General features: G+C 68.8%; 16 protein-coding genes and 1 riboswitch. Of the genes, 8 read left to right on the top strand and 8 right to left on the bottom strand.

All coding sequences use genetic code 11. The annotated features are described in order from the left end of the window. Nucleotides 1-180 precede the first annotated feature (180 nt). The 7 genes from mraY to mraZ form a co-directional block, all read right to left on the bottom strand. Nucleotides 181-1263 (bottom strand): phospho-N-acetylmuramoyl-pentapeptide-transferase, encoded by a 1083-nt coding sequence (mraY, locus tag AC6RA4_RS11250; protein WP_500160330.1) that lies wholly within the window; start codon nucleotides 1261-1263, stop codon nucleotides 181-183. Nucleotides 1264-1276: 13 nt separating this feature from the next. Continuing rightward, nucleotides 1277-2710, bottom strand: a complete 1434-nt coding sequence (locus AC6RA4_RS11245) for a UDP-N-acetylmuramoyl-tripeptide--D-alanyl-D-alanine ligase (RefSeq protein WP_500160329.1) — start codon at nucleotides 2708-2710, stop codon at nucleotides 1277-1279. Then, a complete protein-coding gene (locus AC6RA4_RS11240) occupies nucleotides 2707-4191 on the bottom strand; it encodes a UDP-N-acetylmuramoyl-L-alanyl-D-glutamate--2,6-diaminopimelate ligase (RefSeq protein ID WP_500160327.1) in 1485 nt (494 codons plus the stop codon). Before AC6RA4_RS11240 ends, AC6RA4_RS11245 begins: the two co-directional genes overlap by 4 nt. A gap of 64 nt (nucleotides 4192-4255) precedes the next feature. Next, a complete protein-coding gene (locus AC6RA4_RS11235; protein WP_500160325.1) occupies nucleotides 4256-6046 on the bottom strand; it encodes a peptidoglycan D,D-transpeptidase FtsI family protein in 1791 nt (596 codons plus the stop codon). After that, a complete protein-coding gene (gene ftsL / locus AC6RA4_RS11230; protein ID WP_500160323.1) occupies nucleotides 6043-6387 on the bottom strand; it encodes a cell division protein FtsL in 345 nt (114 codons plus the stop codon). The genes AC6RA4_RS11235 and ftsL overlap by 4 nt, the downstream gene beginning before the upstream one ends. Continuing rightward, the gene (rsmH, locus tag AC6RA4_RS11225) at nucleotides 6387-7379 is read right to left on the bottom strand and encodes a 16S rRNA (cytosine(1402)-N(4))-methyltransferase RsmH (RefSeq protein ID WP_500160321.1); all 993 of its coding nucleotides are present in this window, start codon (nucleotides 7377-7379) and stop codon (nucleotides 6387-6389) included. The genes ftsL and rsmH overlap by 1 nt, the downstream gene beginning before the upstream one ends. 1 nt (nucleotide 7380) lies before the next feature. Continuing rightward, entirely contained in the window at nucleotides 7381-7890 is a 510-nt protein-coding gene (gene mraZ, locus AC6RA4_RS11220) for a division/cell wall cluster transcriptional repressor MraZ (RefSeq protein ID WP_500160319.1), read from the bottom strand. A 693-nt stretch (nucleotides 7891-8583) separates the two neighbouring features. Further along, nucleotides 8584-8771, top strand: a riboswitch (cobalamin riboswitch). 145 nt (nucleotides 8772-8916) lie between these two features. Here mraZ and AC6RA4_RS11215 point away from each other — a divergent pair. The 7 genes from AC6RA4_RS11215 (at nucleotide 8917) to AC6RA4_RS11185 (ending at nucleotide 16491) form a co-directional block, all read left to right on the top strand. After that, nucleotides 8917-10863 carry a TonB-dependent receptor plug domain-containing protein gene (locus tag AC6RA4_RS11215; RefSeq protein WP_500160317.1) on the top strand — a complete coding sequence of 649 codons (1947 nt, stop codon included), beginning with the start codon at nucleotides 8917-8919 and terminating at the stop codon, nucleotides 10861-10863. Further along, on the top strand, nucleotides 10850-11686 hold the full coding sequence (locus tag AC6RA4_RS11210; RefSeq protein ID WP_500160315.1) for an ABC transporter substrate-binding protein: 837 nt from the start codon (nucleotides 10850-10852) through the stop codon (nucleotides 11684-11686). The genes AC6RA4_RS11215 and AC6RA4_RS11210 overlap by 14 nt, the downstream gene beginning before the upstream one ends. Continuing rightward, complete coding sequence (locus tag AC6RA4_RS11205) at nucleotides 11683-12660, top strand: FecCD family ABC transporter permease (RefSeq protein WP_500160313.1); 978 nt, start codon at nucleotides 11683-11685, stop codon at nucleotides 12658-12660. The genes AC6RA4_RS11210 and AC6RA4_RS11205 overlap by 4 nt, the downstream gene beginning before the upstream one ends. After that, nucleotides 12657-13406 carry an ABC transporter ATP-binding protein gene (locus tag AC6RA4_RS11200; protein WP_500160311.1) on the top strand — a complete coding sequence of 250 codons (750 nt, stop codon included), beginning with the start codon at nucleotides 12657-12659 and terminating at the stop codon, nucleotides 13404-13406. Before AC6RA4_RS11205 ends, AC6RA4_RS11200 begins: the two co-directional genes overlap by 4 nt. Before the next feature lie 108 nt (nucleotides 13407-13514). Then, nucleotides 13515-14321 (top strand): TatD family hydrolase, encoded by an 807-nt coding sequence (locus tag AC6RA4_RS11195; protein WP_500160309.1) that lies wholly within the window; start codon nucleotides 13515-13517, stop codon nucleotides 14319-14321. Then, nucleotides 14318-15118 carry an MBL fold metallo-hydrolase gene (locus tag AC6RA4_RS11190; RefSeq protein WP_500160307.1) on the top strand — a complete coding sequence of 267 codons (801 nt, stop codon included), beginning with the start codon at nucleotides 14318-14320 and terminating at the stop codon, nucleotides 15116-15118. Before AC6RA4_RS11195 ends, AC6RA4_RS11190 begins: the two co-directional genes overlap by 4 nt. 443 nt (nucleotides 15119-15561) lie before the next feature. Continuing rightward, on the top strand, nucleotides 15562-16491 hold the full coding sequence (locus AC6RA4_RS11185) for an AEC family transporter (RefSeq protein ID WP_500160305.1): 930 nt from the start codon (nucleotides 15562-15564) through the stop codon (nucleotides 16489-16491). Between the two features lie 130 nt (nucleotides 16492-16621). Here AC6RA4_RS11185 and AC6RA4_RS11180 read toward each other — a convergent pair whose 3' ends face one another. Next, nucleotides 16622-18292: a putative transporter gene (locus AC6RA4_RS11180; RefSeq protein WP_500160303.1), complete on the bottom strand. Its 1671-nt coding sequence runs from the start codon at nucleotides 18290-18292 to the stop codon at nucleotides 16622-16624. A 269-nt stretch (nucleotides 18293-18561) separates the two neighbouring features. Between AC6RA4_RS11180 and AC6RA4_RS11175 the strand changes: the two genes are divergently transcribed. Continuing rightward, the coding region (locus AC6RA4_RS11175; protein ID WP_500160301.1) for an adenylosuccinate synthase at nucleotides 18562-19515 on the top strand (954 nt) is incomplete at its 3' end.

Here is a 19515-nt window from a genome sequence, read left to right as displayed (position 1 = left end):
GCCAAAAGCGCCGCGCCCCTGCTTCTCTTCGTCAAAAATACTCCCGCCGGAGGCAGGCCGAACGGTGGCAGCGGCCCAGGTCACGGGCAAAGGCGTCACGCCGGTCAAAGGCCTGGAGACCGGGGCCACGGCCCCGGGCGACTTGACCTGTGCGCGGCCCTCTGGCCGCGCGCCGCCGGGTCAGCGCAGCTTGAGGGTGGCGAGGCCGATCAGGGCGAGGATCAGCGAAATGATCCAGAAGCGGATCACGATCTGCGGTTCGGCCCAGCCCTTTTTCTCGTAGTGGTGGTGGATCGGCGCCATCAGGAAGACCCGCTTGCCGGTGCGCTTGAAGTAGAGCACCTGGATGATCACCGACAGCGCCTCGACCACGAAGAGGCCGCCGACGATGGCCAGCACGATCTCGTGCTTGGTGGCCACCGCGATCGCCCCCAGCGCGCCGCCCAACGCCAGCGAGCCGGTGTCGCCCATGAACACCGCCGCGGGCGGCGCGTTGTACCACAGGAAACCGAGGCCGCCGCCGATCAGGCCGGCGCAGAAGATCAGGATCTCGCCGGTGCCGGGCACGTAGTGGACATCGAGATACTCGGTGAAGTCGGTGCGGCCCACAGCATAGGCAATGATGCCGAGCGTTCCCGCGGCGATCATCACCGGCATGATGGCCAGCCCGTCGAGCCCGTCGGTGAGGTTCACCGCGTTGGCGGCGCCGACGATGACGATCATCGCGAAGGGCACGAAGAGGAAGCCGAGATCGAGCAGCGCGTTCTTGAACACCGGGAAGGCGAGCTGCCCGGTGAGCTCGGCCGGGTGGTGCCACGCGGCCCAGGCGCCCGCCGCGCCCGCGATCAGAAAGCCCAGCAAAAGCCGGACTTTGCCCGACACACCTGCGGTGTTCTGCTTGGCCACCTTGGCGTAGTCATCGGCAAAGCCGATGGCGGCGTAGCCCACGGTGACAAATAGCACCATCCACACGAAGGGATTGTCGAGCCTCGCCCAGAGCAGCGTCGAGGTGAGCAGCGCGCCGACGATCAGCAGCCCGCCCATGGTCGGCGTGCCGGCCTTGACGAAATGCCCTTCGGGGCCGTCGTCGCGGATCGGCTGGCCCTTGCCCTGCCGCTTGCGCAGCACGTCGATCAGCGGGCGCCCGAAGATGAAGCCGAAGATCAGCGCCGTCAGGAAGGCGCCGCCGGCGCGGAAGGTGATGTAGCGAAACAGGTTGAACAGATCGCCGCCATCGCTCAGTTCGGTGAGCCAGTAGAGCATGCTGTGGTCCTCGTTACCCGTTGCCGCCCGCGGGGGATACGCCCATGCGCCGGATCGCGTCAACCACGCGCCCGAGCCCGGTGGAGAGCGAGCCCTTCACCAGCACGACATCGCCCGCATCCATATCGTGCCGCACCCGCGCCGCCATGCCGTCGGCGGTCTCGGTCCAGTGGCCGCGCTTGTCCTGCGGCAGCGCCTGCCAGAGGTTGCGCATCAGCGGCCCGACGCAATGCACGAGATCGATCTTCTGCATCGCCGGCAAATCCGCCACGGCGCGGTGCAGCGCCGCCTCGGTGGCGCCGAGCTCCTTCATGTCGCCGAGATAGGCGATGCGGCGGCCATGCGCCACGCGCCCCACCCCGTCGCGGGTCTTGGCGCCGGCGAGCACCTCGAGCGAGGCGGCCAGCGAGGCCGGGTTGGCGTTGTAGGCGTCGTCGATCAGCTCGAGCGAGAGATGGGTCTCCACCGGGTCGAGCAGGATGGTTTCGCGCAGGCCACGCCCGGCGCCCGCGCTCCACTGCCCCAGCGCGGTCACCGCCAGCGCCCGGTCGAGCCCCAGCGCATGCGCCACGGCCAGCACGCCCATGCCGTTGACCGCGAAATGCCGCCCCGGCACCGCCACCTTGTAAAGCACCGGAGAGCGCCACGCCCGGCCCTGCACCACGGTGGTGGTGTCGCCGATATCGACATGGGTGACGCGGTGGTGATTGCCCTCGGCCTCGCCGAAAGTGATCATATGCGCGGCCTTCGCCTCGGCCATCTCGATCAGCAGCGGCGAAACCGGCAGATCGCCGTTGACCACGGCGGTGCCGCCGGGCTCGAGCCCCTCGAAGATCGCGCCCTTCTCGCGGGCGATGCCCTCGAGGCTCTCGAAGGCGGCAAGGTGGGCCGGCGCCACGATGGTGATCATCGCCACGTCGGGCCGCGCCATGCGCGACAGCGGCGCGATCTCGCCGGGGTGGTTCATGCCGATCTCGATCACCGCGAAATCCACCTCCGCCGGCATCCGCGCCAGCGTCAGCGGCACGCCCCAGTGATTGTTGTAGCTCTTCTCGGCAGCATGCACGCTGCCCTGCGCGCCGAGCACCACGCGCAGCATCTCCTTGGTCGAGGTCTTGCCGACCGAGCCGGTCACCGCCACGACCTTGGCCCGGGTGCGCGCACGCGCCGCCTGTCCCAGCGCCTCGAGCCCGGTCTGCACGTCGTCGACGATCAGCAGCCTGGCCGGATCGACGCCCTCGGGGATGCGGCTCACCAGAGCGGCGCTGGCGCCGTTCTCGAGCGCCTGCGCCACGAAATCATGCCCGTCGCGCGCCGCCTTGAGCGCCACGAAGAGATCGCCCCGGGCGATCGTGCGGGTGTCGATCGAGACGCCATTGGCCTCCCAGTCGCCCGCGACCTTCCCGCCGGTGGCGGCGGCGGCGTCCTTTGCCGTCCAGAGTGTCACAGGCCCCTCCCGTCCAGTGCGGCCACCGCGACGCTGGCCTGCTCGACATCGTCGAACGGGTAGACCGTGTCGCCGACGATCTGGCCGGTCTCGTGGCCCTTGCCGCAGACCAGCAGCGCGTCACCGGGCTGCAGCAGATCGACGCCGCGCAGGATCGCCTCGGCGCGGTCGCCCACCTCGGTGGCCTCCGGCGCGCCGGCGAGCACCTGCGCGCGGATCGCGGCGGGGTCCTCGGAGCGCGGGTTGTCGTCGGTGACGATGACCAGGTCGGCATTCTCGGCCGCGGCGCGGCCCATCAGCGGGCGCTTGCCGGCGTCGCGGTCGCCGCCGGCGCCGACGATGGCAATGAGCCGGCCCATGACATGCGGGCGCAGCGCCCTGATGGCAGTGGCCACCGCATCAGGGGTGTGGGCGTAATCGACATAAACCGCCGCGCCGCTGTCGCGGGTGGCGGCGAGCTGCATGCGGCCATGCACCGTCTCGAGCCGGGGCAACGCGCGGAACACGTCTTCGGCCTCGGCGCCGCAGGCGATCACGAGGCCCGCCGCGACCAGCGCGTTCTGGCCCTGGAAGCCACCCACGAGGTTCAGCCGCAGTTGCTCGACCACGCCGTGCCAACTCAGCCGCAGCTCCTGCCCGGTGGCGTCAAAACGCTGGCCCAGCAGGCGCAGGTCGGCGCCCTCGCTTTCACCGACGGTCAGCACCTCCTGCCCGCGGGCGCGGGCGATGGCGAGCATGTCGATGCCGCGCGCGTCGTCGATATTGACCACAGCGGTGCCGTCCTCGGGCAGGACGCGGGCGAAGAGCCCCGCCTTGGCGGCGAAGTACTCCTCGAAATCGGCGTGATAATCGAGGTGATCCTGGGTGAAGTTGGTGAAGCCCGCGGCCACCAGCTGGACCCCGTCGAGCCGGCGCTGGTCGAGCCCGTGCGAGGAGGCCTCCATCGCCGCGTGATCGACGCCGGCGCTCGCCGCGTCGGCCAGCGCCTTGTGCAGGGTGATCGGCTCGGGGGTGGTGTGACGCAGCGGCGCCTGCCAGTCGCCCTCGACCCCGGTAGTGCCGAGATTGACGGCGCGGAAGCCCAGCTCCTGCCAGAGGCGGCGCACGAAGCTTGCCACGCTGGTCTTGCCGTTGGTGCCGGTGACGGCCACCATCGTGGCGGGCTGGGCCCCGAAGAACAGCGCGCAGGCATAGGCCAGCGCGGCGCGCGGCTCGGCGGCGATGACCAGCGCAGCGTCACTCTCGGCCAGCGCCGCCTCGGCGAGGCGCGCACCCTCGGCATCGGTCAGCACCGCTACTGCGCCCTGCGCCAGCGCGGTCTCGATGAAGGTTGCGCCGTGGATCTTGGTGCCCGGCATCGCCGCGAAGAGATGGCCAGGCATCACCGCGCGGCTGTCGACCGAGATGCCCGTGATCCGGGCCTCGCGGCCGCCGCGCGCCGTCAGGCCGAGATCCGACAGGCTCTTTTCCTCACCGCTCATATCTGCCCCCGAAGCGTCTTGTGGTGTTGCAGAGGTCCGGATCCCGCAGGAGCCATGAGCGGCGTCACTGCCGGACCAGCGTGACCTCTGCCACTTCTCCCATATCGTATTCCGGACGCAAGCCCAGAAGCGGCGCGATCCTGCCGATCATCTCGGCGGCGACCGGAACGGCGGTCCAGCCGGCGGTGCGGCGCGGCTTCGAGCCCGAGGTCTCGACCGGCTCGTCGAGGGTCACGATGAGCACGTATTGCGGATCATGCGCCGGGAACATCGAGGCGAAGGTCGCGATGACCTTGTCCTTGTAGTAGCCGCCGCCCTGCTCCTTGGGCTTGTCGGCGGTGCCGGTCTTGCCGCCGACGTGATAGCCCGGCACCTCGCCGAAGCTCGCGGTGCCGGTGCTCACCACCTTGCGCAGCATGTCGCGCGAGGCCGCGGCCACGCTTTGTGACATCACCCGCTCTCCCATCTGCGCGCCCTGCTGCTTGATCAGCGTGGGCCTCACCAGCGTGCCGCCATTGGCGATGGAGGAATAGGCCGCCGCGAGATGCAGCGGCGAAGAGGACAGGCCGTGGCCGTAAGAGATCGTCACCGAGGAAAGATCCGTCCAGCGCGCCGGCAGAAGCGGCTTGCCGCCCGCCGCCTCGACGATCTCGAGCGGCGTCGGCTCGAAGAAGCCAAGCTTCTTGAGGAAGTCCTGCTGGCGCTCGATGCCGATGGCCAGCGCCATCTTGCCGGTGCCCCGGTTCGAGCTCTTGATGATGATCTCCTCGACGGGGATCTGACCGTAGTTGTGCCCCTCGAATTCGCCGATCCGGTGGCCGCCGACCTTGAAGGGTGGGCGGGTGTCGATGACGGTCTGAGGCCCGACAAGCCCCAGCTCCATCGCCTGCGCGGCGGCGAAGATCTTGAAGGTCGAGCCCAGCTCGTAGACCCCCTGCACCGCGCGGTTGAACAGCGGGCTGTCCGAGGGGCTGCCCTCGGTGGGCGGGCGCGGACGGTCGTTGGGATCGAAATCGGGCAGCGAGGCCAGCGCGATGACCTCGCCGGTATGCACGTCCATCAGCACCGACGCGGCGCCCTTGGCGTTCAAGAGGCGCATGCCGGCGTCGAGCACGCGCTCGGTCGCGGCCTGCACGCTGAGGTCGATCGACAGTTCGAGCGGAGCCCCGCCACGGGCCGGATCGCGCAGCTCCTCGTCCAAGAACTTCTCGATGCCGGCGGTGCCGATCACCTCGGCTGAGGCCACCCCCTCGCGCCCGAAGCTCGAGCCGCCAAGGATGTGCGAGGCCAGCGCGCCGTTGGGATAGAGCCGCATCTCGCGCGGACCGAAAAGAAGGCCCGGCTCGCCGATATCATGCACGGCCTGCATCTGCTCGGGGCTGATTTTCTTCTTCACCCACAGGAACTTGCGCTTGGGATCGGTGAAATCCTTCAGCATCCGCTCCTCGTCGAGATCCGGGAAGATCGCCTTCAGCTCCTTGGCGGCGCGCTGCGGCTCGATCATCTGCTGCGGATGGGCGTAGAGAGAATGGGTCTCCATGTTGGTCGCGAGGATGCGGCCATGACGGTCGGTGATGTCGGCGCGGCTGGCGATGATCGAGGCGCCGCTGGCGTGGGCGCGCGGCTCGGCCGGCTCCGAGGCGGCGAGCATGCCCATGCGGGCGCCGACCACGGTGAAGGCCACGAGGAACATCACGCTCATGACCAGAAGGCGACCCTCGGCGCGCACCCGCGCCTTGTCGCGCATCTGCTCGTGGCGGATGCGCAGGTTCTCGCGTTCGATGGCGTCGGGGTTCTCGCCCTTCTGGCGGGCTTCGAGGATGCGGGCGAGCGGGCGAAGCGGCGTGCGGGTCATTGCGATGCCCCCGCGCTCGAGACGTCGATGGGATCCATCACCACCAGCGGCTGGGTCACCGGGTAGGCGACCTGATCGACGCGGCCGAACTGATCGGGACGCATCGGCAGCAGCTCGAGCCGGGGAAAGTTGATCTCGGCCAGATCGCGCAGCCGGTCGGGGCGGTTGAGATAGGCCCATTCCGCCTTGAGGATCGACAGCCGTGCCCGGGCATCGGCAATGTTGCGATGCAGCCGGTCGACGTTGTCGAGCGCCTCCTTGGTGTCATAATTCTCGCGATAGGCCCAGAAAGCGAGGCCGATCAGGCCCAGGAACGTGGTCACGTAGAGCAGCGTTCGCATCAGCGTTTCCCCTTGAGCTGAGGCATGTTGAGCTTTTCCGCGCCGATCTCGCCGGCGGCGGCATCGGTGCGTTTGCCGATCCGGAGCCGCGCCGAGCGGGCGCGCGGATTGGCGGCCAGTTCCTCGTCATCCGGGCCAACGGCCTTGCGGGTGACGAGGACGAATTGCGGATCCTCGGTCTCGGTGGCGGGCGCGTAGCGGCTCACCGTGTTGAGCTTGCCCGAGCGCGCCTGGAAGAAGCGCTTGACCATGCGGTCCTCGACCGAGTGGAAGGTCACGACGCAGAGCCAGCCGCCGGGTTTCAGCGCCCGTTCGGCGGCCATGAGGCCACGCCAGAGCGCGCCATACTCGTCGTTCACCGCGATGCGCAGCGCCTGGAAGCTGCGCGTGGCGGGGTGCGACTGGCCGGGCTTGGGACGCGGCAGGCAGGCCTCGACGATCGCCGAGAGACGCGCGGTGGTCTCGATCGGCTCCTGGTCGCGGGCCTTGACGATGGCGCGGGCGATGCGGCGCGAGGCGCGCTCTTCGCCGTAGGTATAGAGAACATCGGCCAGCGCCGTCTCGTCGAGGCGCTTGACCAGGTCGGCGGCGCTCTCGCCCGACTGTTCCATGCGCATGTCGAGCGGGCCGTCCTTCATGAAGGAGAAACCGCGTTCGGCGATGTCGAGCTGCATCGACGACACGCCAAGATCCAGCACCACGCCGTCGGCGTCGCTGACGAAGCTGTCCATGTCGGCGAAATTGCCCTCGACCAGTTCCAGCCGGCCGCCATACTCGCCGATCCACTCCTGCGCCATCTGGTGCGCCAGCGGATCGCGGTCGATGCCGATGACCTTGTCGGCGCCGGCGTCGAGCAGGCCGCGGGAATAGCCCCCTGCCCCGAAGGTGCCGTCGACCCAGGTGCCGCTGACCGGCGCCACGGCCTCGAGCAGAGGCCGCAGGAGAACCGGAACATGCGGCGCGCCGTTATCGTGATCCGCCGCAGGTGCCATCTCAGATCTCCTCGTCCTCGTCGTCTTCATCGAGCAGTTCCAGCGGATCGCCGTCGAAATCGGCCAGCTCGTCCTCGGTCTCCTCGAGGTCGGCCTCGTAGGCCGCGGGCTCCCAGATCTGGAAGGTGTCGACGGTACCGATGAACTGCGCTTCGTTCTCGAGCGCGATCTTGTCGCGCAGCTTGACAGGAATCACGATCCGCCCGGTGTCGTCAACGCTCGACGTGACCGACTGGGCCGAGATCAGCCGCTCGAGCAGGCGCCGCTTGCGCGAGCCACGCTTCATGTTGCTGATGCGGTCCTCGATGGCCTCGATTTCCTGGATGGTGAAGCATTCGAGATACTTGCGGCGCTGGTCGCCGTAAACGATCACGAAATTGGGGTTCAGACCGTCGGTCCAGTCCGGGTCACCGGCTTCGAGGACACGGCGAAAAGAGGCCGGGATAGACACCCTGCCCTTGCTGTCGACCTTATGCCGACTTTCGCCTCTGAACCTCAGCCTGCGGCCCAATGTCCCTACTCACAGCCCCCTGAAACGAAATACGGCGGGTTGATCTGCTGCCACCGATCAACCCGCCGCCTTGACCCGCTGTGCGGGCTTGTCCAGCTGCGCGCGCCACCTGGGGGGATGTCTGCTCGCTCGCGCGCCGGATCTCTGTGTTACGATGAAGGGCGGGTGCCTGTATGAACCTGCTCTTTTATTGTTCTGGGTGTTTGCCGGGGCGTTGTTGTTTGCCCTCTGTCCCGTCCCTCATCGTGGTTAAAGGTATGACATGGGAATTCATGGGAGGCAACGGGGAATTTCGGGAGATGGCACAAGTTCTTGTTCGCAGACCCTGTGAAAAACAACATCTAGGGTGCTGTTTCGCCAAAACTCACAAACATGTGGTGAGCGGGAACCTGCGCGCAACTATATATAGTCACGCTGTCGTGAAGATGTCACGGGCCATAAAATCCCAAAAATGTTTTGTTGCGAAATGCACATTTTTCGGCATCTCAGTCACAGGCCAGATTCGACTGCGGGAAACCCGGTGAATCGCCCTCGAATCCGGCGCCGATACCCTCCCGAGACCACGTGGGGGCAGTATTTCCCAAATCAGTTCCATGCAATCCCATGCCCGGTGCCATCCATTCCCATGCGGCCCCGAATCCACGTCTTCCGAGACGGCACCAAGGAAGCACTTGTGCGGTGAGGCGAGCCGGACTAAGCGGAGCGGGCCTCGGTTCCGGGCCTTGTCCGGAGAATAGGGAACGCGGTGCAAACCCGCGACTGCCCCCGCAACTGTGAGCGGCGAGTGCGACCGGCATATGCCACTGGGCGATACGCCCGGGAAGGCCCGCGTCGCGCGATGACCCGCAAGTCAGGAGACCTGCCAAGGTGATCACCCTCCCCACGCGCGGGGCGCGCATCGGGGTACGGTCTTTCCGTTCGTGGTGACAACCGCACCGTTCACGGGAGCCGGGGTGTCCCCCGACCTTTCCGCGAACACCACGACAGCCGCCCCCTGCCCGGGGGCCGATATGGAAAGGATGGACCATGAAGAAACATGTCCTCACCTCCGCCTCGGTGCTGGCTCTGAGCACCACGCCGCTGCTCGCGCAGGACGACAGCTATTACGAACTGCCGACGCTGATCCTCAACGTGGGATTTGAATCCACCACACCGCTGCGCACCGGCGTCGCCGTCGACGTGCTCACCGAGGACGACCTGCAGGACGAGGCCGACACCCGCGTGATCGACATTCTCGCCCGCCAGCCCGGCGTGACGATCCGCTCGAACGGGCCGCTCGGCACCAATGCCGGTATCGCGATCCGCGGCGTGTCGCAGCAGAACATCGCGGTGCGCATCGACGGCATCGACGTCTCGGATCCGTCGGGCACGCAGGTGGCCTACGATTTCGGCGGCCTCACCGGCGGCGATATCGGCCAGATCGAGATCCTGCGCGGCTCGCAATCAGCGCTGGTCGGCTCCGAAGCCATCGGCGGCGTGATCAACATCACCACCAAGCGCGCCAAGCGCGACGGGCTCAGCGCCGAGGGCTTCCTCGAATACGGCAGCTACGAGACCTTCCGCTCCGCCGCGACGCTCTACAACAAGGGCGAGGGCCACGAGACCGCGGTCACCCTCTCCTACGTGAAGACCGACGGCTTTTCCGCCGCCGACGAGGACGGGCTGAACTACGGCACCTCGAACCCCACCGACAAGAACGACGAGGCCGACGGCTTCGAGGCGCGCCGCCTGAGCTTCTCGGGCAGCTACGACCTTGGCGGCGGCGCGGCCCAGCTGCAGCTCTCCGGCTTCGCCGAGGAATCGCAATACGATTACGACGAGAGCGCTTCTGGCCGGGTGTTCGACGGCTCGCCCGACGACGTGACCGACCGCGAGCAATACGGCCTGCGCGCCGCGCTGCTGTTCTCCTCCGACATCTTCGACCACGAGGCCTCGGTCAGCTGGTACCACACCGAGCGCACGCTGCACGGCACCTCGCTCGACAGCTATGCCGCCGACACGCCGCCCTATAACGGCACGCCCTACCCGTTCCGCTTTGCCTATGAAGGCGCGCGGATGAACTACCGCTACCAGCTGGGCTTCTCGCCCAGCGCCACGACCCGCGCGGTGGTCGGCGTCGAGCGCACCGAGGAGTACTACAAGGACGACATCTCGGGCGCGTCGAGCTGGGGCCCCTATGGCAGCAGCCAGCGGCAGGAGAGCAGCGTCAACTCGCTCTTCACCGAGCTGACCGCCAGCCCGACCGACGACATCGACCTGAGTTTCGCGCTGCGGCAGGACACCCATTCCGAGTTCGGCGGCTTCACCACCGGGCGCCTCTCCGCCGTCTGGCGCGCGGCGCCCGACCTCACCTTCCGCGCCAACCTCGCCAACGGCTACCGGGCGCCCTCGAATTACGAGCTCTACGACGCCTATTCCGGCAATGCCGATCTCGAGCCCGAGACCTCGGTGAGCTTCGACCTCGGCGTCGAGAAGCGCTACGGCGATAGCGCCTGGGTGCGCGCCACCGCGTTCTGGATCGAGGCCGAGGACATCATCGACTACTCCTATACCAGCTACCAGTACGTGCAGGCCGACGGCGTCAGCAGCCGCGCGGGTCTTGAACTCGCAGGCGCGGTCGAGGTGAACGACCGGGTGACGCTCGACGGCAGCTACACCTGGACCGACAGCTGGACCACCGCCTCGCTCGACAGTTCGGGCTGGCAGGTCTCGGTGCCCGAGCACGCCTTCTCGCTTGGCGTCACCGCCGACCTCTCCGACCGCGCGCGCCTGCGCGTGAGCGGGCTGTACGAGGCCGACCGCGAGGAGCTCGACGATTACGGGCTGGTGAACACCACCTTCAGCTATGACGTGACCTCGGACGTGCAGGCCTATTTCCGCGTCGAGAACCTGTTCGCCGAGGACTACCAGACCGTTCCGGGCTACGGTCAGTCCGGTCGTGCCTATTACGCGGGGATCCGTGCGAGCTTCTAAGCTCATATGCTTCGCCGCCGCGCTGTCATTATTGACCGGCGCGGCGGCGGCCGACGGCGCGGGCCCGGCCCGTGTCGTCTCTCTCAATGTCTGCACCGACCAGCTGGCGCTGCTGCTGGCGGCCCCCGGCCAGCTGGTGTCGGTCTCGCCCCTGGGCCACGACCCGCGCAGCTCGGCGATGGCCGCAGAGGCCGCCGCCCTGCCCGCCAATGCCGCCCATGCCGAGGAGATCGTGCTGCTCGAGCCCGACCTCGTGCTCGCCGGCACCTATACCGCGCGCGCCGCCACCGACATGCTTGAACGGCTCGGCTACCGGGTCGAACGCTTCGCCCCGGCCAACGCCATCGAGGACGCGCGGCAGAACCTCCTGCGCATGGGCGCGCTGCTTGGCCGCGAGGCCGAGGCCGAGGCCCTGCTGGCGCGCTTCGACATACGTCTCGCCGATCTGCGCGACGCGCCCGAGAGGCGTCCGCTGGTGGCCTATTACCTGCCCTTCAACGAGACCGCCGGGGTGCAATCGCTCACCGGCGAGATCCTCGCCGCCGCCGGCATGGCAAACATCTCCGAGGCGCGCGGCCTGCCCTATGGCGGGCGGCTGCCGCTGGAGGAGCTGGTGCTCGCCCAGCCCGACCTGATCCTCGTGGGCCAGCCCTATGACAGCCCCTCGCAGGCGACCGCACTGCTGCAGCACCCGGTGCTGCGCGCCACGGGCCGCCTGCGCGAGATCCCCGACGGGCAGAACTGGATCTGCGGCACGCCCTTCCTGCTCGACGCGGTCGAGGCGATGCGCGAGCTGCGCCGCGACTGGGAGGCGGCGCAATGAAGCTGGCGCTGACCCTCTCCGCCCTCGTGCTGGCGCTGGTTTTGGCCTCGCTGTCGCTGGGCTATGCACCGCTGCCGCTTTCGGCGGTGCTGGGCGGCGTTCTGGGCGCGGGCGATCCGCTGCATGTCATGGTGATGCAGGAAATCCGCCTGCCCCGCACCGCGCTCGCAGCCCTCGTGGGCGCGGCGCTCGGCCTCTCCGGGGCTGCGATGCAGGGCTACCTGCGCAACCCGCTGGCCGAGCCCGGATTGATCGGCGTCTCGGGCTCCGCGGCGCTCGGCGCGGTGATCGCTTTGCAGACCGGCCTGTCCGCCGCCTTCGCCCTCGCCCTGCCGCTGATGGCGCTGGTCTTCGCGCTCGGTGCGGTCGCGTTGATCCTGCTGCTCGCCGGCCCGCGCGGCGGATCGCTAACGCTGATCCTGGCGGGCATCGCGGTCTCGGCGCTCGCGGGCGCGCTGACCTCGCTGGCGCTGAACCTGTCGTCGAACCCCTACGCCACCTTCGAGATCGTGTTCTGGATGATGGGCTCTGTCGCCGACCGCTCGCTCACCCATCTCGCCCTGGCCGCACCCCTGGTGGCGCTTGGCGGCGCGGTGCTGCTGACGCTGGGCCGCGGGCTCGACGCGCTGACGCTGGGCGAGGACGGCGCACAGGCGCTTGGCGTGTCGATGACGGCGCTGCGGCTGAAGCTGCTCTTCGGCACCGCCGCTGCCGTGGGCGCCGCCACCGCCGTCGCGGGTGCCGTGGGCTTCGTCGGGCTCGTGGTGCCGCACCTGCTGCGCCCGCTCTGCGGCGCGCGTCCCTCGCGGCTGCTCTGGGCCTCGGCGCTTGGCGGCGCGGCGATGCTGCTCGCCGCCGACATTGCCGTGCGCCTGATCCTGCCCGAGCGCGACCTCAAGCTCGGCGTCGTCATGGCACTGATCGGCGCACCACTGTTCCTGCACCTGATCTACAAGACGCGGAGGGGCGGATGAGCCTGCTGTCGCTCGAAGCGCTCACCGTCAGGCGCGGCCCCTGCCCGGTGGTCGACGGCGTGAGCCTTAAGATCGCGCCGGGAGAATGCGTCGGCCTGATCGGCCCCAACGGCGCCGGCAAGACCACCCTGATGCGCGCCGCCCTCGGCCTGATGAAACACGAGGGCCACTCTTCTCTCACTGAGCTGCCCGCCCGCGCCCGCGCCCGCGCCGCTGCCTGGCTGCCGCAATCGCGCGAAATCGCCTGGCCGGTGACGGTCGAGACGCTGGTGGCCCTCGGCCGCCTCCCGCATGACAGCCGCGCCGGCGACCTGCGCGCCGAGGCGGTCGGGCGCGCGCTCGAGCGCATGGGCCTCACCGCCTTCGCCCGGCGCCGCGCCACCGAGCTCTCGGGGGGCGAGCAGGCCCGGGTGCTGATCGCCCGCGCGCTGGCGCAGGAGGCACCGCTGCTGATGGCCGACGAGCCCATCGCCGGGCTCGACCCGGCGGCGCAGATCGCCACGCTCAGGGTGTTCGAGGATCTGGCCCGCGAGGGCCACGCGGTGCTGGTCTCGCTGCACGACCTGACGCTGGCGGCGCGCCACTGCACCCGGCTGATCCTGCTCGACCGCGGCCGCATCGCCGCCGATGGCCCGCCGCTCGAGGTGCTGAGCGAGGCCCGGCTGGCCGAGGTCTTCCACCTGCGCGGCCACATGCTACAGACCGAAGACGGCCCGCTCCTGCAAGCGCTCGACGTGCTGGGCTGAGGCGGCTGCCTGCCCTGTAAGCGCGCGGACCGGCCCGCACCGCCCACGCGCCGCATCCGCTTGACCCTGCCGGCGGCTTCGCCCAAAACCGGCGCAAAGGACATGACCATGACCACCCCCCTGATCACCGACAGCCACTGTCACCTCGATTTCCCGGATTTCGACGCCGAGCGCCCGGACGTCATCTCCCGCGCCGTCGAAGCCGGCGTGCACCGCATGGTGACGATCTGCACCCGCCTGCGCAACGAGCCGCAGGTCCGCGCCATCGCCGAGGCCAACGACCCGGTGTTCTACGCCGCCGGCACCCATCCGATGAGCGCCGCCGAGGAACCTTTGGCGACGGTCGACGAGCTGGTCGCCCTGTCGCAGCATCCGAAATTCGTCGGCATCGGCGAGACCGGGCTCGACTACCACTACACCGCCGAGAGCGCCGAGGTTCAGAAGACCTCGCTCGGCATCCATATCGAAGCGGCGCAGGAGACCGGCCTGCCGCTGATCATCCATGCCCGCGCCGCCGATGATGACATGGCCCGCATCCTCTCCGAGGCCTATCGCGCCAAGCCCTATTCCTGCGTCATGCATTGCTTCTCCTCCTCGGCGGAGCTCGCCAAGGCGGCGCTCGATTGCGGCTTCTACCTGTCAATGTCGGGCATCGCGGCCTTCCCGAAATCGAAGGAGCTGCGCGAGATCTTCGCCAGCGCGCCGCTCGAGCGCATCCTCGTCGAGACCGACAGCCCCTACCTCGCCCCGCCGCCCTATCGCGGCAAGCGCAACGAGCCCGGCTACAGCGTCTACACCGCCAAGGTCGGCGCCGAGAGTTTCGGCCTCTCCTACGAGGATTTCGCCCGCGCCACCGAGGAAAACTTCGAGCGCCTCTTCGCCAAGGCCGCCGCGTGGGCCCCGGAGACCGCATGAACGAGCTGCGTTTCACTATCCTGGGCTGCGGCTCCTCGGGCGGCGTGCCGCGTCTCGGCGGCCACTGGGGCGAATGCGACCCGGCCAACCCGCGCAACACGCGGCGGCGCTGCTCGATGCTGGTCGAGCGCGACGGCCCCGACGGCACCACGCGGGTGCTGATCGACACCACCCCCGACATGCGCCAGCAACTTCTCGACGCAGGCATAGGCCATCTCGACGCGGTCGCCTGGACCCACAGCCACGCGGATCACACCCACGGGCTCGACGACCTGCGCCAGATCGTCTTCAACCGGCACGACCGGCTGCCGGTCTGGGCCGATGGCGACACCCAGAACGCGCTTCTGGCGCGGTTCGGCTATGCCTTCGTGCAGCCCGAGGGCAGCCCCTACCCGCCGATCCTCGAGATGCACACGATCGGCGAGTGCCCCTTCACCATTCAGGGCGCCGGCGGCCCGATCACGCTGACCCCGTTCGAGGTCGACCACGGCAGCATCGATGCGCTCGGCTTCCGCATCGGCAAGGTGGCCTACCTTCCGGACGTGATCCGCATCCCCGAGGCGAGCTGGGCGCATCTTCAGGGGCTCGACTGCTGGATCCTCGACGCGCTGCGCCGCACCCCGCACCCGACCCACGCCCATCTCGATCTGGCGCTGGAATGGATCGCCAAGGCGCAACCGAAAGAGGCGGTGCTCACCAACATGCATATCGATCTCGACCACGACATCGTCGCCGCCGAGACCCCGGACCACATCCGCCCGGCTTATGACGGCATGGTCCTGCGCTATGCGCTCTGAGCCCACGCCCGTCCAAAGCCCCCACAAGACACGTCCCACCAAACCTCACCGCCCCGCGCCGCACCCTGGTCTTCTCTACGTCCCAAATACTCACCTCGCCCCCATCCGCCCTTGCCACCGCCGGGCCAGCAGCGCCGCAGCCCCGCGCCCGCTCCTGACTGAGCCTCACCGCCCCGCACCGCGCCCCCACCTTCTCTACGTCCCAAATACTCACCTCCACCCCGTCCGCCCTTGCCACCGCCGGGCCAGCAGCGCCGCAGCCACTCGCCCGCCCCTGACAGAGCCTCACCGCCCCGCGCCGCGCCCCCACCTTCTCTACGTCCCAAATACTCACCTCCCAGCCAGCCGCCCCTCCCGCCGCCGGGCGAGCTGCACCACGCCAAACCGGCGCACCCCCGGCGACGCGCGCAGCGCGGCGCAACACCTCTCCCCAATAGACTGACATGCAAGCGCTTTTCGACATCATCCTCCCGGTCTTCCTGGTCATCGGCGCCGGCTACCTGGCGAGCTGGCGCGGGCTCCTGCCCGACAACGCCGTCGACGGGCTGATGGGATTCACCCAGACCATCGCCATCCCCTGCCTGCTCTTCACCGCGATCTGGCAACTCGATCTGGGCGCCAATTTCTCCCCGCCGATCCTGTTCTCCTTCTATCTCGGCGCCGCCACGGGCTTCGCCGCCGGCCTGCTCGGGGCGCGCTACATCTTCGGGCGCGACTGGGAGGACGCCGTCGCCATCGGCTTCGCCTGCCTGTTCTCCAACTCGCTGCTGCTCGGCCTGCCGATCACCGAGCGCGCCTACGGGCCGGATGCGCTCTCGGGCAATTACGCCATCATCGCCATGCACTCGCCGTTCTGCTACGCCATCGGCATCACCGCGATGGAGATCGCCCGGGCCCGCGGCACCGCGCTGCGCCGGCTGCCGCTGACCGTGGGACGCGCGATGTTCCGCAACGGGCTGGTGATCGGGATCATGATCGGCGTCGCCTTCAACCTCGGCGACGTCACCCTGCCCGACCCCGTGATGCAGGCGCTCGACATGATCACCCGCACGGCGCTGCCCGCGGCGCTCTTCGCTTTGGGAGGCGTGCTGTTCCGCTACCGCCCCGAGGGCGATTTGCGGACCATCCTCTATGTCTGCGCAATCTCGCTCGGTCTGCACCCGGCGATCACCTTCGCGCTCGGCCAGGGCTTCGGCCTGTCGACCGACTCGCTGCGCTCGGCGGTGATGACCGGCGCGATGGCGCCCGGGGTGAACGCCTATGTCTTCGCCAACATGTACGGCCGGGCCAAGCGCGTCGCGGCCTCGTCGGTGCTGCTGGCCACGGGCATGTGTATCTTCACCAGCTGGGTGTGGCTGCACCTGCTGCCCTGAGCCACGACGCCCCCGGACCGACCGCGCCTCACCGCCGTCATGGTCCGGCGCAGATCCTGCGCCAGAACCCCGTAACGCAAGCAACGCCCCGCACGGGGCGTTGCACATCGCTCCAAACGCCCTACCCCGATCAGAGCAACAGCAGCACCAGAAGCTGCGGCGCGAAGATCCGCAGCCCCATGACCAGCGGGTAGACCGTGGCATAGGCCACCGAGGCCGCCGGCGACTCGTTCTGCGCGTTGGCGAAGGCCAGCGCCGGCGGGTCGGTCATCGAGCCCGCGAGCACGCCGCAGAGCGACAGGTAGTTGAGCCCCAGCACGAAGCGCGCCACCACGCCCACGATCACCAGCGGCGCCAGCGTGATGGTGGCGCCGTAAAGCACCCAGGACAGCCCGTCTCCGGTGATCAGCGTGTCGAGGAAGCGGTCCCCCGCCTTCAGCCCGACCACGGCCAGGAACAGGATGATGCCGAACTCGCGCAGCGCGTGGTTGGCGGCGGGCGGCATCACCCAGGTGAACGGCCCCCAGCTGCCAAGCCGCCCGAGCAGGATCGCCACCACCAGCGGCCCGCCCGCGAGCCCCAGCTTCAGCGGCGCCGGCAGGCCCGGCACGGCGATCGGAATGCTACCCAAGATCACCCCCAGCACGATGCCGAGGAACACGCCCGGAAAATCCACCCGGTCGAGCAGACGCTTCTCGTCGCCGAGGATGCCGCGCACCTTCTGGATCATGTCGCGCGGGCCGACCACGGTGACGATGTCGCCGAACTCGAGCGTGCCGTCGCCCTGCGCCGGGATCTCGAGGCCCGCCCGCATGATCCGGGACACCGAGACGCCGTAGCTCTCCTCGAGCCGCAGCGAGCGCAGCCGGTGCCCCGAGGCGGCATTGTCGGTCACAAGGATGCGCGCCCAGGACAGCTCGGTGCCCTTGGTGCTGAGCTTGGTGTCCGACTCGACCCCAAGCACCAGCCGCATCGCCTGCAGCTTCTCGGCCGGGCCCACCAGGTGCAGGATGTTCCCCACCGCCAGCACCGTGTCACGCTGCGGCACCAGCAGCTCGCCGTTCTTGCGCATCCGCGACGGCACCACGCCGGCGTCGAACAGCCCCGGCACCTCGCCCAGCGTCAGCCCGTCGAGATTGTCGTTGCGCACCACCACGTCGAGCGAAGGCAGCGTGCCCGAGCCCTTGCGGCGCTGCGCGTCATAGGCGCGGGCCTCGGCGGGAATGTCGACCCGGGCGGCAAAGCGCACCAGCAGCATCGACAAGAGGATGCCGATAATGCCGAACGGATAGGCCACCGCGTAGCCCAGCGACGGCGTGGCCACCGCGTCGGCCCCGGCGCCCATGTCCGACAGCGCCTGCGTCGCGGCGCCAAGCCCCGGCGTGTTGGTCACCGCGCCCGACATGATGCCGACCAGCGCCGGCACCGGGATGTCGAAGGCATAGTAAAGCGCCACGGTCACCGCCACGCCCAGCAGGACGATCGAGGCCGCGAGCGTGTTGAGCTGAAGCCCGGACTTCCGAAGCGATCCGAAGAAGCCGGGACCGACCTCGATGCCGATGGTAAAGACAAAGAGGATCAAACCGAACTCGCGCACGAACTCCATCATCTCGGGATTGAAATGCACCCCGGTGCGTGCCGCGATATCGCCGAGCGCGATGCCCGCGAAGAGCACCCCGCCGATGCCGAGTCCCACGCCGCGGATGTTGAGCTTGCCCAGAAGCAGCCCCAGCACGCCGCTCAGCGCCAGCGCTATGGTGGCCTGCGCCACCTCTCCCAGTCCGAACACCGTGCCGGTCATGGTCCTGTCCTCTCGCAATCGGCCCGTTGCCCGGTGCCTTGCCCCCTTCTCGACCCGCAAGGCGAGTGCCGACAATGCTTTAGATCAAAAAACGTTGTTTGCGCAGGGACCTGCCTGCCAACCGGGCCGGGATGCCCCTCGAGCAGGCGCCGCGCGCCGAAGGCCGGGATTGCCCGAAACGCAGGGCTAGCACCGAATTTGATGGTTTCGCCCGCCAACGCGCTTCGCTATACGGAGCCCGTTTGGACCTCCAAAAGGACAGGTGAGCTATGGCAAACGTGGTCGTCGTGGGCGCCCAGTGGGGCGACGAGGGCAAAGGCAAGATCGTGGACTGGCTGTCGAGCCGGGCCGATGTGATCGCCCGTTTCCAGGGGGGCCACAACGCAGGCCATACCCTGGTGATCGACGGCACCGTCTTCAAGCTCAACGCGCTGCCCTCGGGCGTGGTGCGGGGCGGCAAGATGTCGGTGATCGGCAATGGAGTGGTGCTCGATCCGTGGCACCTCGTGAACGAGATCGCGACGATCCGCGAGAAGGGTGTCGAGATCACCCCCGAGACGCTGATGATCGCCGAAAACACCCCGCTGATCCTGCCGATCCACGGCGAGCTCGACCGCGCCCGTGAAGAGGCCGCCGCCAAGGGCGCCAAGATCGGCACCACCGGCCGCGGCATCGGCCCGGCCTATGAGGACAAGGTCGGCCGCCGCTCGGTGCGGGTCGCCGATCTCGCCGACCGCGCCACGCTGGAAAGCCGCGTCGACCGCGCGCTGACCCACCATGACGCGCTGCGCAAGGGCCTCGGCATGGAGCCAGTGGACCGCGAGGCGCTGATCGAGAAGCTGCTCGAGATCGCCCCCGAGGTGCTGCAATACGCGGGCCCGGTGTGGAAGGTGCTCAACGAGAAGCGCCGCGCCGGCAAACGCATCCTCTTCGAAGGCGCCCAGGGCGCGCTGCTCGACATCGATTTCGGCACCTATCCCTTCGTGACCTCGTCGAACGTGATCGCGGGCCAGGCGGCCACCGGCACCGGCATCGGCCCGGGCGCCATCGATTTCGTGCTCGGCATCGTCAAGGCCTACACCACCCGCGTCGGCGAAGGCCCCTTCCCGACCGAGCTTGACGACGAGGACGGCAACCGCCTCGGCACCCGCGGCCACGAGTTCGGCACGGTGACCGGGCGCAAGCGCCGTTGCGGCTGGTTCGACGCGGTGCTGGTGCGCCAG

The organism is Salipiger sp. (genome assembly GCF_059781815.1).
The sequence above is the reverse complement of the archived record's forward strand: the minus strand, read 5'-3'. Positions and strand labels throughout refer to the sequence as shown.